13 protein-coding genes are annotated in these 13,252 nt (G+C 38.8%); 7 read left to right on the forward strand and 6 right to left on the reverse strand.

Annotated elements, in window-relative coordinates; all coding sequences use genetic code 11:
- Nucleotides 1-29 precede the first annotated feature (29 nt).
- Nucleotides 30-1,514, forward strand: a complete 1,485-nt coding sequence (gene cshA / locus H5R88_RS00905) for a degradosome RNA helicase CshA (protein ID WP_182577697.1) — start codon at nucleotides 30-32, stop codon at nucleotides 1,512-1,514.
- 288 nt (nucleotides 1,515-1,802) lie between these two features.
- Nucleotides 1,803-2,744: a glutaminase gene (locus H5R88_RS00910; protein ID WP_182600045.1), complete on the forward strand. Its 942-nt coding sequence runs from the start codon at nucleotides 1,803-1,805 to the stop codon at nucleotides 2,742-2,744.
- A gap of 180 nt (nucleotides 2,745-2,924) precedes the next feature.
- Here H5R88_RS00910 and dltD read toward each other — a convergent pair whose 3' ends face one another.
- The 5 genes from dltD to dltX are packed head-to-tail and all read right to left on the reverse strand — an operon-like array spanning nucleotide 2,925 to nucleotide 7,371.
- A complete protein-coding gene (gene dltD / locus H5R88_RS00915) occupies nucleotides 2,925-4,214 on the reverse strand; it encodes a D-alanyl-lipoteichoic acid biosynthesis protein DltD (protein ID WP_182600046.1) in 1,290 nt (429 codons plus the stop codon).
- Complete coding sequence (dltC, locus tag H5R88_RS00920) at nucleotides 4,207-4,446, reverse strand: D-alanine--poly(phosphoribitol) ligase subunit DltC (protein ID WP_003665624.1); 240 nt, start codon at nucleotides 4,444-4,446, stop codon at nucleotides 4,207-4,209. Before dltC ends, dltD begins: the two co-directional genes overlap by 8 nt.
- A 19-nt stretch (nucleotides 4,447-4,465) precedes the next feature.
- Nucleotides 4,466-5,683: a D-alanyl-lipoteichoic acid biosynthesis protein DltB gene (gene dltB, locus H5R88_RS00925; protein ID WP_182600047.1), complete on the reverse strand. Its 1,218-nt coding sequence runs from the start codon at nucleotides 5,681-5,683 to the stop codon at nucleotides 4,466-4,468.
- A complete protein-coding gene (gene dltA / locus H5R88_RS00930) occupies nucleotides 5,683-7,209 on the reverse strand; it encodes a D-alanine--poly(phosphoribitol) ligase subunit DltA (protein WP_182600048.1) in 1,527 nt (508 codons plus the stop codon). The genes dltB and dltA overlap by 1 nt, the downstream gene beginning before the upstream one ends.
- A gap of 21 nt (nucleotides 7,210-7,230) precedes the next feature.
- A complete protein-coding gene (gene dltX, locus H5R88_RS00935; RefSeq protein ID WP_003665629.1) occupies nucleotides 7,231-7,371 on the reverse strand; it encodes a teichoic acid D-Ala incorporation-associated protein DltX in 141 nt (46 codons plus the stop codon).
- 332 nt (nucleotides 7,372-7,703) lie between these two features.
- On the opposite strand from dltX, the gene acpS reads away from it, so the two are divergent.
- From acpS to codA, 5 genes are all read left to right on the forward strand, one after another.
- On the forward strand, nucleotides 7,704-8,066 hold the full coding sequence (gene acpS, locus H5R88_RS00940; protein WP_182577702.1) for a holo-ACP synthase: 363 nt from the start codon (nucleotides 7,704-7,706) through the stop codon (nucleotides 8,064-8,066).
- Nucleotides 8,067-9,194: an alanine racemase gene (alr, locus tag H5R88_RS00945; protein ID WP_182577703.1), complete on the forward strand. Its 1,128-nt coding sequence runs from the start codon at nucleotides 8,067-8,069 to the stop codon at nucleotides 9,192-9,194.
- Between the two features lie 18 nt (nucleotides 9,195-9,212).
- Complete coding sequence (locus H5R88_RS00950) at nucleotides 9,213-9,587, forward strand: type II toxin-antitoxin system PemK/MazF family toxin (RefSeq protein WP_182577704.1); 375 nt, start codon at nucleotides 9,213-9,215, stop codon at nucleotides 9,585-9,587.
- A 190-nt stretch (nucleotides 9,588-9,777) separates the two neighbouring features.
- Nucleotides 9,778-11,154, forward strand: coding sequence for a cytosine permease (locus H5R88_RS00955; RefSeq protein ID WP_182600049.1), 1,377 nt, complete (start codon nucleotides 9,778-9,780; stop codon nucleotides 11,152-11,154).
- Nucleotides 11,145-12,383 (forward strand): cytosine deaminase, encoded by a 1,239-nt coding sequence (gene codA / locus H5R88_RS00960; RefSeq protein WP_182600050.1) that lies wholly within the window; start codon nucleotides 11,145-11,147, stop codon nucleotides 12,381-12,383. Before H5R88_RS00955 ends, codA begins: the two co-directional genes overlap by 10 nt.
- Nucleotides 12,384-12,488: 105 nt before the next feature.
- Here the strand turns inward: codA and cbpA are convergent, their stop codons facing one another.
- Nucleotides 12,489-13,127, reverse strand: a complete 639-nt coding sequence (gene cbpA / locus H5R88_RS00965) for a cyclic di-AMP binding protein CbpA (protein ID WP_182577707.1) — start codon at nucleotides 13,125-13,127, stop codon at nucleotides 12,489-12,491.
- Nucleotides 13,128-13,252: the final 125 nt, after the last annotated feature.

The following is a 13,252-nucleotide window of genomic DNA, read 5'->3' on the forward strand; positions in this document are numbered from 1 at the left end:
TCGACTGGTCGTTTTTAGGAGGAAAATTTTTGAAGTTTAGTGAATTAGGCTTATCAGATAGCCTATTAAAAGCAATCAAACGGAGCGGATACGAAGAAGCAACGCCAATCCAAGAACAAACAATTCCAATGGTTCTTGATGGTAAGGATGTGATCGGCCAAGCGCAGACAGGGACTGGGAAGACTGCTGCTTTTGGGTTACCCATCATTGAAAAAGTTGATACTGATAATCCAAATATCCAAGCGATTATTATTTCGCCAACCCGTGAATTAGCAATTCAAACCCAAGAAGAACTGTATCGTCTTGGTAAAGATAAGCATGCTCGTGTGCAGGTAGTATACGGTGGTGCAGATATTCGGCGCCAAATTAAGAATTTGAAACAGCACCCCCAAATTCTTGTTGGTACGCCTGGACGGTTGCGTGACCATATTAACCGTCATACGGTTAAACTTGATCACATCAAGACCCTTGTCCTCGATGAGGCAGACGAAATGTTGAACATGGGATTTTTAGAAGATATTGAATCGATTATTAAAGAAACTCCAGATGAGCGGCAGACATTGTTATTTTCGGCAACAATGCCACCAGAAATCAAGCAAATTGGGGTTCAGTTTATGTCTGATCCAGAAACTGTTCGAATTAAAGCGAAGGAATTAACTACTGATTTAGTTGATCAATATTATGTTCGAGCACGTGACTATGAAAAATTTGATATCATGACTCGCTTAATAGATGTTCAGGATCCCGACTTAACAATTATTTTTGGCCGTACTAAGCGCCGGGTAGATGAATTATCTAAGGGATTGATTGCTCGGGGATATAACGCAGCGGGGATCCATGGTGACCTTACACAGGATAAACGGTCTAAGATCATGTGGAAGTTTAAGAATAATGAACTTGATATCTTGGTTGCAACAGATGTAGCTGCTCGAGGGTTAGATATCTCAGGTGTTACTCATGTTTATAATTATGATATTCCTTCTGATCCTGATAGTTATGTTCACCGAATTGGACGAACTGGTCGTGCTGGGCATCATGGTGTGTCATTAACTTTTGTTACTCCGAATGAAATGGATTATCTCCATGAAATTGAAAAATTAACACGTGTACGGATGCTGCCACTCAAGCCACCAACGGCCGAAGAAGCATTTAAGGGCCAAGTTGCATCGGCTTTTAACGACATTGATGAATTGATTGCACAGGATTCAACTGATCGATATGAAGAAGCAGCTGAAAAGTTATTAGAAACTCATAATGCAACCGATCTTGTAGCAGCGTTGCTAAATAATATGACGAAGGAAGCAGCAAGTGAAGTTCCGGTCAAGATTACACCAGAGCGACCACTTCCACGACGCAATAAGCGGAATGGTCACCGAAATAATTCGCATGGTGGTAATCACTATCGGCGGAAGAATTTCCGTCGTCATCACCATAGTGGTCACCGGAATGATAACCATGGTAAGAGTCATTCGAGTCGTCATTCATTTAATATCCGTCATCGGAAAGAAGATTAAATTAATTAGTCGTTTGATAAACTTAAGCTAGTTTAGGATAAAATAAAAGTGCCCCGCTCTTATTTAGGAATGTATAAATAAGAGCGGGGTATTTCGTTATCTTTTTATAAAAATATTTATGCTAATTATTTGATTTATTTATAATGTATTTGTTACGATTATTACAATGATTGGTATCTGAGAAGATGAGCTCATATAGATATTCGACTATTATTCCATCATGCAAAATTTAAGCGTAAAGGGGGAATAATTTTTCTTGTTTGGTACTTGAGGAGTTGCAGGGTTATTATGCCTTGTGAGAGAGAGGTTTGGACGATGCAAAAATTAGAGCAATTGATTGATAAAAACTTTGCTGAAACAGCTTATGGTAAGGTGGCAAACTATATTCCGATATTAGGAATTGTTGATCCGCAGCAATTGGGCATTGCAATTTATAACGTTGATGAGGACGAAATTGGGACTGCAGGAATGGCCGGAACAAGATTTGCGATAGAGAGTATTGCGAAGGTAGTAGCCCTAATATTAGCGATCAAGCGATTAGGGCATAAGCGTGTATTGGCAGAACTTGAAAATGGTTCAGTAGATTATAGTCTCGGTTCAGCGCTATTGGATGATGAATTAACCGGACAGGTCCACCAAGTAAATTACTTTAATAATTCCTCCGCCTTGTTGACGACCGCCTTAATTGACCAGTTGATGGGTCAAAATAGTTTCAATGCGTTGCTTGGTTTCTGCCGGGAAATCTGCAATGATCCATGTATCAGTTTAAATGAGCGTTTGTTTAGGTCGGCAATTATGAATGATAAAGATTTTCATACCCTAGCTTACTATATGAAAGATAAAGATATTTTAGAGACCGTTGATCAAACACTGATAACATATTTTATGCAGAGTTCGATGATGGTGACGGCACAGAGCCTTGCTAACTTAGGAGCTGTCTTGGCAAACGATGGAATTAAGCCTTGGGATAATGTGCGTCTTCTTAGCCATGAAGATAACGAATTGGTGAAGAAATTACTAACAACAGTTGGTTCATTTGAAGAATCAAAAGAATACACAATTAAGATCGGACTTCCGATTAAAAGTGGAACTGGCGGTAGCTTATTAGCTTGTGCTCCGCAAAAATGTGGTATTGGTGTTTTCAGTCCAGCTCTTGATCAGTACGGTAATAGTTTGGCAGGAATGAGCTTACTACAAGATGTTGTCAACCAATTAGATTTAGTAGTTTAATAAAGAGGTTGTGACATAAGTTAGGTTCCTTTTACAAAAGACAAATAGTGCAGTACAACAATGGCCTCCAACACTCGGTAAAACCGAACATTGGAGGCCATTGTTGTTTGCAGGAGTTCCCAGAGGCTAGCTTCGTGCCGAAAAACGAAGTCACAAGTGACCCCTGTCTCGCTTCCTTTATTAATGTAATTTTTCTTGGAACTTTTGTAAGTTACCGGGAGTTGGGTTTAGGTTAGTCCACTCTGGTGAGAGGAACTTACTATTAATTTGATAATGTGGTTGTGGTTGCTTGTTGGAAATAAAACTATTAGTAGCTTTATCAACCTTTACCCAACCAGCCCAACCGATATGGATGGTATCTTCCATAAATCCAGGTTTATCACCATCATGAGAAAGATCCAAAATATGATTAAAGCCTTGTTGGCGAAGTTGAAATTTAATTTTTTCAACAGACTGGTAATACATATTCATGTCCATCCCCGTGTACTTTTCCCACTTTGAATTAACCGGTGGAATGATGAAGAGAACATTTGAATTAGTATTCTTAAACTGATTCAAGACTACTTCCAAATCGCCATATTCTGGTGACTTCGTATAGTTAAAATTACGTTGTGATCCCTTTGTTTTTGCTAAATTTTTCTTCACCCGCTGCGTATAGAAGCTGTTTTTGATACCAAAACGGTTGTTATTAGTATCACGTTCCGCTTCGTTCATTGCATCATCATAAAGTTCATTGTAATTATAATGTTGAGGAAGCTTTTTAACGTTTGGGAGGATATGCTTACCATAGTTGTTATTCAATTGAAAACCGGAGAAGAGGGCATCTTCATGGACAAGCATATTAAGCCGGAAACGAATAACGCTCATATCAAAGCTATTAAGGGATTTTCCTTCTGCAATCTTTTTGGCATATGAAGAAATAGTCCCATCTTTACCAAGCATCGCCACTAATCGCGTTGCAACGTAACGATCGTATGGTGATTTAGGATTAGCATGCTGAAGCCAATTAAGGTTAGCGAGTTCACCATTGTAGTACTTGAAAGCAGGTGGTTGAACACCCTGCTTAGTAAACCACTGTGGTGAAATAATATAGACTGCTTTATTATTTCTCATCTGCGTTTCCATTGAGTTAATATTAAAAAATTGCGGAAGAGACTGGGTACCCCGAGAGCCAAAGAGGAAAGGGGTGTAGTTATGATAACGAGCAGCCATTACAGAAGGATGGAAACGATCCATTCGCCGTAATTCACTAGAACCAAAAAATGGAACATAATGAGTATGCTTATCACTGAGCGCTTGTTGTTTGATTGATTGGTTCTTAAAAACAACGGGGCTTAGTGATACTGCAGCTTTATGTTCAATCGCCGCTGAGTGCTTTTTACTAATCGGCAGTGAAAACAAAAGAACTACTAATAGACAAGCGACAATCAGCGGGCCAAAGATTGACCACAGCTTTTTGCCATTATGCATTTTGGAGCTCCTTTACCCGTTCTTCAATTTTTTCAATAGTATCCCATTGGCTACGGTCAAATTCTGAAACTGGTACTTGAACACCGAAAGCATCTTGTAAACCAAGCAGAAGGCTAACAGTTGCCATTGAGTCTAAAAGACCACTTTCAAAAAGATTTTGACTTGCATCACTAAAGTCTGCTGTGTCCCGACCAGTTGCATCAGCTAAAATATTAATAATTTGTTCTTGCATAATTAAAATCCTCCTAAAATTATTTGAATAGATAAGTATCTAAGAACCCACTGAAGATCAAGAAGGTAAACATTACAAAGTTAAATGTGACAAAAATAGCAACTCCAGTAGTGAACTTATTATGTGGTAGCTGTTTTAAGTTTTTACGCTTGAAACGGAGCCACCAGTCATTGACTACTAGGCCCAGACCTTGGAGAAAACCATATAGAATATAGTACCAGGTAATTCCATGCCAAAAGCCCATTAGTAACATATTAAGCATATATGCGGTTGATGACAAGGTATTTCGATTCTTAAACCATCGTTTTTTGGTGGCAAGAAACACGAACCGCATAAAGATATAATCACGGAACCAGAAAGAAAGGCTGATGTGCCAACGATTCCAGAACTCTTTAAGGTTTTTCGATTTGAACGGTTGCTTAAAGTTCATTGGGGTACGTACACCCATAAAGTAACTAATAGCAACTGCAAACAATGAATAACCAGCAAAGTCAAAGAATAAGTAAAGTCCGTAAGTGTACATGACACCGACTAAGTTCCAAGAAGGGAATGATGGATCAGCCAAGGCCGCTTTTTCAAAGAAGGGGTAAAAACGCTGACCAAAGAAATAACCGATGACAAACTTGTACAAGAAACCAAGGAATAAGTAGAAAATTCCGGTGTTAATAAGATTTAAATATTCCTCTCTAGTCGGGACCTTTTTATAATCTTTTTCAAAACGCCGATAACGATCAATTGGTCCCGAGGTAATGGTTGGCATGAAGAGAATGAAACGAATGAACTTCCATGGGGAAATCTCTTTGATCATGCCGTCACGCGTTTCAATTACTGTTCCGACTGCCCTGAAAGTTAAATAACTAATTCCCAAGAACCCAAGGAGGGAGTTATGACCAACCATTGCTGGTGAAAGCTTAACAATTACAATCGGCAAAATTGATAAGGCGGCAGTGAAGTAAAAAACACCACTCGAATTATTATTTTGCCGGTAGCGATGATAAGCCATTACAATAATTGTCTGGTAAATAACATAAGCAATTAATGAAATTCCTTGTTGCCAGCTTGAACCATCGAACATTAAGAAGATAAAAATGAAACTAATTAATGCTTCATACCAGCTAAACCTCTTCCCAAAGTAAAGGCCGATTCCCAACGGCAAAATAGCAAGAAGTAAGTAGAAGAAGTATACCGGGGTTCCATAAGCACTGAAATTAGGAAGGTTTGAAATCCAATCAATCATTACTTGTTAGCCTCAGCAATCATTTGTTTAACTGCAATCTTGCCATTTGCAGACATTGGGAATGATTCACGGTAAACGAATTGGGTAGGCATCATATATGGCATGATTAAGCCGTCTAAGCTTTCACGAATTTGTTTTGTTAATCCGGTCTCATCTTCAGTGGGTTCATTTGGAATAACGTAGGCAATCAGGTGCGTAACTTTGCCGTCTTTATTATATTTTGGAACCGCAACTGCTTGTTTGATTAGGGGACTCTTTTCAAGACTAGCACGAACTTCATCAAGTTCAATCCGGTAGCCATGTAATTTAATTTGGAAATCCATGCGGCCTTTGTGGTGAAGTAAACCATCACTATCAAGAGTACCCGCATCCCCGGTCCGGTAAGCAGGTACACCATCAATTTTAAAGAATGACTTGGCTGTTTTTTCTGGATTATTCATGTAGCCACGTGCCACACTATTACCACTAATTACAATTTCACCTTGTTCATCAGGAGAAGTGATTTCCTGATCGCCATTCCAAATGGATAAATTAACTCCTGGTTTTGCATAACCAACTGGTAAGCGATCATTATTTTCAATGATTTCAGGTGTGATTTCAATGCCTGAGACGGCGACCGTTGTTTCAGTAGGACCGTAAGTGTTGAAGATTTTAGCATCTGGGAACCGTTGGTGTAACCCTTTAGCAGTCTTTACTGTTAACTCTTCACCACAGAAGAGAAATGTCTGTAAGCTTGGCATTTTTTGTTGGTTAAATGCCGGGCTAAGCATTAACATATCAGCAAAGGATGGTGTCCCTACAAATACCTCAAGATCAAGGGTTGGTAAGGCAGTAAACATCTGACCAAAATTCTCAACAACTTCATGAGGAAGTGCCTTGATTGTCCCGCCATTAAGTAGTGCCGGTAACCAGTACATATTTGAAAGATCAAATGAATATGGTGGCTGACCTAAGAAATTAGCATGCTCTTTGATTTTAAATTCATCACTTAACATCCAGTCAACAAAGGTCATAAAATTGTTGTGACTAACCTCGACCCCTTTTGGTGAACCGGTAGTTCCAGATGTGAAAAGAACATAAGCTAGTTCGTCACCATTAATCATTGTTGAAGTATCAAAAGTTTGCGGTGTTGCTAAAATTTTTTCAAGCCGTTGATGATCGACAATTGGGGCATCAAACTGGAGATCATTACTTGGAAAATCATTAACAGCAATAATCATCGCTGGTTTAGCAGTATCCAAGATTGATTGCATCCGTGGAATTGCAGAATCGTTGGACACGGGAATATAAGGATGACCAGCCTTTAGTGCTGCTAAAAAGCTAATAATCATTTCAACTTGATGATCACCATATACGAGAATCGGACTACGATCAGACAAAGATTGAGTACTAAGCCATGCCGCTAAAGTATCAACTGCTGAACTTAAGTCCGCATAAGTGGTCGTTTTACCCATTTCATCATATGCGATCCGTGTTGAGTTGTCTTTGGCAATTTGTTCAAAGACTGTAATAATATTCTTACTCATGTATTATCTATTTCCTCCGCATTAAAATTCGTTGTAGATAAATGGCTCTTGGCCTGCTCCATAATAACCATAAAGGTATATTAATAAAAGAAGCACTACAAAGTAAAATAATGTTTTTAAGATGAATCGTAATGCAGGATGGCGTTGAATAATCTGAGCCATAGTTCTCCTTCTCTCATCTTTATAAATTTGTAATTGACATTCATATCAAGAATACCATTAATTATTCATCCCGGCTAATACGGTGATTTACTTTCACCTTAATATAGGATTCTTAAGAAAAAATTAATAGAATGTTCAAAAATAAGAATGTTTATTGCCTTAAAATTATAACTTTTTCTGAGCTAATTGTAACTATAAAAATATAAACTTTATTTATAATTTTATTTGATATGACAATGATGGACTAATGTAACAATAATTGCAAGAAGGGCCTATTTTCGATAAGATTAAGCGGTAGATATATAGTGAGAACTAAGGAGACGAATTGCTAGATGATTAAGGGAATTGGAATCGATATAACCGAGATTGAGCGAGTTAAGAAGGCGGCGACCGCGCATTCTCAATTCATCCAGCGTGTATTGACACCGGCTGAACAAGAACAATATAGTCAGTTTAGTGGTCAGCGATCAGTCGAATATCTTGCTGGTCGGTGGTCATTAAAAGAATCTTTTGCTAAGGCATATGGAACAGGAATTGGTGTTAAACTAGGATTTCATGATATTGAAATCATTGATAACCAGTATGGTGCGCCGATTGTGACCAAATCGCCGTATAATGGTAATGCTCATGCTTCAGTGAGTCATACTGCCACATTAGTAATGACAGAAGTAATTTTAGAAAGTGAGAATAAATAAATGGTTAATGGTCGTTTGCGAGATACATCATTAATAGTAGACTTAGATGCCTTACGTCATAATATTCAAGAACAGAAAAAAGTATTGCCAGAAGATAGTAGAATCCTTGCCGTTGTAAAAGCGAATGCTTATGGCAATGGATTGATTCCTGTTGCTCAAACAGCAATGGCTAGTGGTGCAAGTGGTTTATGTGTGGCAATTTTAGATGAAGCCTTAGAATTACGGGATAGCGGGATTGAAGCCATGACGCTTGTCCTGGGAATTACGCCAGTTAAAGATGCATTGATTGCTGCTCAAGCCGGAGTTTCGTTAACAGTCGGCTCCTTAGATTGGCTTGAACAATATCATCGGCTAGCACAAGTTGCCAAGCCTAAAAAACCATTAAAGATTCATCTTGGGATTGATTCAGGAATGGGACGGATTGGTTTTACAGAGGTAGATACATTTAAGCAAGCTGTTAAGTTGCTTGATAGTCCCGAATTTGAATTTGAAGGGATGTTCACTCATTTTGCAACTGCTGATAGTCCTGATGAAAATTACTTTAATCAGCAGGTTCAACGTTGGCATAAATTTGTTGCCGGCCTTAATGAGCTGCCACCATATGTTCATATGGCAAATTCGGCAACCGGTTTATGGCATCGAGAGACAATCACTGCTAATACAGTTCGGATGGGTATTTCAATGTATGGACAAAACCCATCTGGCCGTGACTTAAAACTAACGCTTGATTTACAACCAGTTAGTTCTTTAGTATCATCCATTAGCTTTGTTAAGCAATTAAAGGCGGGACGGTCTGTCAGTTATGGGGCAACTTATACTGCTAAGCAAGATGAATGGTTAGCCACCTTGCCCATTGGTTATGCTGATGGCTATCCACGGTGTATGACTGGTTATAAAGTATTAGTTGACGGTCAATTTTGTGATATTGCAGGACGAGTATGTATGGATCAAATGATGATTCGCCTTCCTAAGTATTACCCAGTCGGTACTCCAGTAGTATTGATGGGCAAGTCCGGCGATCAAGAAATTACAGCAACTGATTTAGCTGAACAGGCCGGAACTATTAACTATGAAATCCTAACTAATATTAGTAATCGGGTTCATCGCATTTATCGCCAAAGTAAATAATTAAGGGAAGCGAAGGTAATGACAAAACGAAAAGTAAAACGGGGTGACATCTATTACGCTGACTTATCCCCGGTAATTGGATCGGAACAGGGTGGCGTTCGTCCAGTCCTGATTCTTCAAAATGACGTGGGAAATCATTATAGTCCAACAGTAATCATTGCTGCGATTACGGCCCAAATGCAAAAAAAGAAGATGCCTACTCATGTCCAATTAAAAGGTAAGTCGTTACCGTTAACTCATGATTCGGTCATTTTGTTGGAGCAATTACGAACGATTGATAAACAACGATTGAAAGACCGAATTGCTCATTTGTCGTCAGAAACAATGGCAAAGGTGGATAAAGCATTAACAATTAGTGTAGGGTTAAATGCTGCCTATGATGAAAATAAATGAGTTTGACAATTTGCGTTAGAACTCGTATACTCACTATTAAATTAATCACGGTTCTTTTAATGTAGCCCAGAGAGACTACAAAAGACAAAATAATATAAGCATAGTGGGCATAAAACTATGCTTCCTCTTTTGTAAAGCTCTAGGACCATTAAAGGGACTAGAGCTTTTTTAAGTCTAAGGAGGACATCTTGTGAAAGAGCAAAAGGGGACAACAATTTTTAGTATTCCAATGCAGAGCAGAAAGACTAATACTTGGGATATGTTTGCCACATGGGTCGGAGCGAATGCTAATAATGGTACATGGTTTGTCGGCGGAGTCCTTGCCGCCTGTGGATTTGCGGTTGCTATGAAGGTTTTAGTACTGTCATCCGCCTTATCATATGTATTCTTGAGTTTAGTTGGTTACATTGGTTATAAGACTGGGGTATCAACGATGAGTCTAAGCCGGGCTTCATTTGGTGAACGGGGCAGTTATCTCCCATCATTAGTTAATATTACCCAATTTATTGGTTGGACAGCAGTTAATACTTTTATCGCAGCCCAATCAGTAAGTATTCTTTTCCATGACTTGTTAGGATGGCCTGTGTGGGGACAGCATGGTGGCTATTTAGGGTTAATAGTCGGGATTATTATCATGAGCGTGCTCCACATTATTAGTGTTTCTAGTGGATCACGTTCGGTTCAAATGATTGAACGCTTAGGAATAATCCTTGTTCTTGTGTTCGTCATTTGGGAGTCAGTGGCTGTTTTTCGAACTGTTTCCTTTAGTCAAATTGTAAATTGGCATGTTCCTGCGCAATCAAAAATGGCAGTCGGCGCGGCGGTTGATTATGTAGCAGCTTTTAATTTAGCCTGGGTAACTGCCGGTGCTGATTTCACCCGCTTTACGGCTAAAGAAAAGAACGCAACTTTGACGCCATTCCTCGGTGCGTTACTAGGGGTTGTATGGTTTGCTTTTATCGGCCTGATTTCGACAATTAGCATTGCAGTCACAAGTGGTGTTTATAATGCAAATAACTCCGATCCGTCAACGATTGCTAGTAAGTTAGGATTAGGAGTAGTTGCTCTCCTTGTTATTATTTTGACATCGATGACGGCTAATGCTGTTAACTTATTAGCGGCGGGTTCAGCGCTATCAAATATCTTCACCAAGCTCAAGTTAAAGTATTCATTATGGATTGTTGTGCTGTTGGCGACAATTGTGACCTTTATTCCGATGTTTGTGGGGAGTTTCTTGAGTGCTTTTGAATCGTTCCTTGACTATGTGGGGATGGTATTAGGACCAACAATTGCAATTATTTGTACTGATTTTTATTTCCGTGCTCACCGGCAATATGATATTGATGAATTAGGTAAAGTTGGTGGAAAATATTGGTATCGCGGCGGAGTTAACTGGGTAGCAATTATTGTCTTTGCTATTGGGGTAGCCTTCTTCTTGAGTGTTCACCAGATGTCGATCTTTGTAAATACGATCGGAGCAACATTCATTGATATGTGTTTGAGTGGTATCCTATATTATGTAATTATGTTGCTGGTTGACCGAAAGGAAGATGAATTATGCTATTAAAAAATGTCCATGTTGATAATCATGAAGAAGTAGTCGATGTTCGAATTCTCAATGGAAAATTTAGTGAAATTAAGGCTAACATAACACCTCGGGACGGTGAAGAGGTTATTAATGGTAAAGAAAATTTACTTTTACCACCGTTTGTTGATTCGCATGTTCATTTAGATGCGACGCTTACTGCTGGTCAGCCAGAATGGAATGAAACCGGAACTCTATTTGATGATATTCGGATTTGGAGTGAACGGAAACAAGATTTAACTAAGGAAGATGTTAAATCGCGTGCGAAAAAAACGTTATTAAATATGGTGGGCCATGGAATTCAGCATGTAAGAAGCCATGTTGATGTTACTGATCCCCATTTAATTGCGGTCCGTGCTCTTTTGGAATTGCGGAAAGAATTAAAAGACCAAATCGACTTGCAATTAGTTGCCTTTCCTCAAGAAGGTATCCTTAGTTATCCTCATGGCCGGGAATTAATGGAGCAGGCGGTTAAAGAGGGCGTAGATGTCGTTGGTGGTATTCCTCATTTTGAATTTACAACTGAATATGGTTGGCAATCCGTACACTTCTTAATGGCACTAGCAGATAAGTATGACCGGTTAGTGGATGTTCACTGTGATGAAATTGATGATCCTGCTTCCCGTAATCTTGAAGTTTTAGCAACCGAAGCTTATGAACGAGGAATGAAGGACCGGGTTACTGCTAGTCATACTACCGCAATGGGTTCTTATAATGATGCTTATACCTATAAATTATTCCGGCTATTAAAAATAAGTGATATTAACTTTGTATCTAATCCATTAGTTAATGTTCACCTTGGTGGCCGTTTTGATACTTATCCAAAGCGGCGAGGCGTTACTCGGATTAAGGAATTAACGGCAGCTGGAATTAACGTTTCCTTTGGTGAGGATGATATCCAAGATCCATGGAATCCACTAGGTGATGGTAACATGTTAGATGCGGTGACGATGGGAGTTTACATTGCTCATTTGATGGGTTATCATCAACTTCAAGATGCCTTCAATTATGTAACTTATAATGGTGCTAAGACATTGCACATTAGTGATAATTATGGGATTGAAGTAGGGAAACCAGCAAACTGTATCTTACTGAATGCTCACGACTTCTACAATGCCCTTAATAAGCATGTTGAAGTTCTTTATAATATTCGGCACGGAAAGATCCTTGCTCAGACAAAGCCAGCTGAGACAAAGGTTAATATCAAATAAGATTAAAATAATTGAATTGAGAAGCTTAGAAAAGCATTGAGGAAAATTAATATTTTGAAAATTAAAAAGCGATCTGTGGTTAAGTTAATCACAGGTCGCTTTAATTCAATAGCTTTGGTGCAAGTCTTCAATTTCTGAAACTTCTAACCCTTTTTTCTCGAGCCGCTTAACAATTCTTTCCATCTTTTCCTTAGTGATATCAGCAGGTAAGGTATATAAAACGCGCTTCATTGTTTCATCGTTTGGATCGAGTGAAATAACATTTACGATCTGACAAAAACGCGTAATTTCTTTTGCAGCTGTTACGAGTGCTCCCCGTTCATCAGGGGTAATGACGGTTAGAACATAGCTCCCGTTGTTGACATTCCAGCCGGCAGCTAGCATTCGTAGAAGACTGTTGTGGGTTAAGATTCCGTAAAACTGGTTATTGTTGTCTAGTACCGCAATATATGGAAGGTCACGAATAGCAAAGAAGATGGAGAAGAAAGCCGCGTTAATTGAGATGAATTTAGTGGCATTCTTTAATAATGCTGTTACTGGTAAATGCATATCCCCTTGGCGTGCTTTATGTCGGTAAAGGTGCATCTTATAAATATTTCCCCGAAAAATCTTTCCTGACTTATCTAGAACTGGAACACACCGATAGCCGGTATCCTCCAAGACAGTTAGCGCCTCATCCAATGTTGCTGTTTCTGGAAGAGTTGTTAAGGTGGCCTTTGGTTTGATTAATGAATTGAAAATCATAATTAACATCCTTTTTATCGATTAAATGCACTCACTATAATAACACATTTCTATCAAAAATTAGAAAAAGATTAGAGAATTTATATTGCTAATCCAAATTAGTATGCTGAAAAAAGTAACATAGG

The organism is Limosilactobacillus agrestis (assembly GCF_014145585.1).
GTDB lineage: Bacteria > Bacillota > Bacilli > Lactobacillales > Lactobacillaceae > Limosilactobacillus > Limosilactobacillus agrestis.

What these genes read in the sequence shown, in the direction of transcription:
- H5R88_RS00910 (WP_182600045.1), top strand. Translation starts at nt 1,803, where the DNA reads ATGCCTTGTGAGAGAGAGGTTTGGACGATGCAAAAATTAGAGCAATTG.
- dltD (WP_182600046.1), bottom strand. Translation starts at nt 4,214, where the DNA reads ATGCATAATGGCAAAAAGCTGTGGTCAATCTTTGGCCCGCTGATTGTC.
- dltC (WP_003665624.1), bottom strand. Translation starts at nt 4,446, where the DNA reads ATGCAAGAACAAATTATTAATATTTTAGCTGATGCAACTGGTCGGGAC.
- dltB (WP_182600047.1), bottom strand. Translation starts at nt 5,683, where the DNA reads ATGATTGATTGGATTTCAAACCTTCCTAATTTCAGTGCTTATGGAACC.
- dltA (WP_182600048.1), bottom strand. Translation starts at nt 7,209, where the DNA reads ATGAGTAAGAATATTATTACAGTCTTTGAACAAATTGCCAAAGACAAC.
- dltX (WP_003665629.1), bottom strand. Translation starts at nt 7,371, where the DNA reads ATGGCTCAGATTATTCAACGCCATCCTGCATTACGATTCATCTTAAAA.
- acpS (WP_182577702.1), top strand. Translation starts at nt 7,704, where the DNA reads ATGATTAAGGGAATTGGAATCGATATAACCGAGATTGAGCGAGTTAAG.
- alr (WP_182577703.1), top strand. Translation starts at nt 8,067, where the DNA reads ATGGTTAATGGTCGTTTGCGAGATACATCATTAATAGTAGACTTAGAT.
- H5R88_RS00950 (WP_182577704.1), top strand. Translation starts at nt 9,213, where the DNA reads ATGACAAAACGAAAAGTAAAACGGGGTGACATCTATTACGCTGACTTA.
- codA (WP_182600050.1), top strand. Translation starts at nt 11,145, where the DNA reads ATGCTATTAAAAAATGTCCATGTTGATAATCATGAAGAAGTAGTCGAT.
- cbpA (WP_182577707.1), bottom strand. Translation starts at nt 13,127, where the DNA reads ATGATTTTCAATTCATTAATCAAACCAAAGGCCACCTTAACAACTCTT.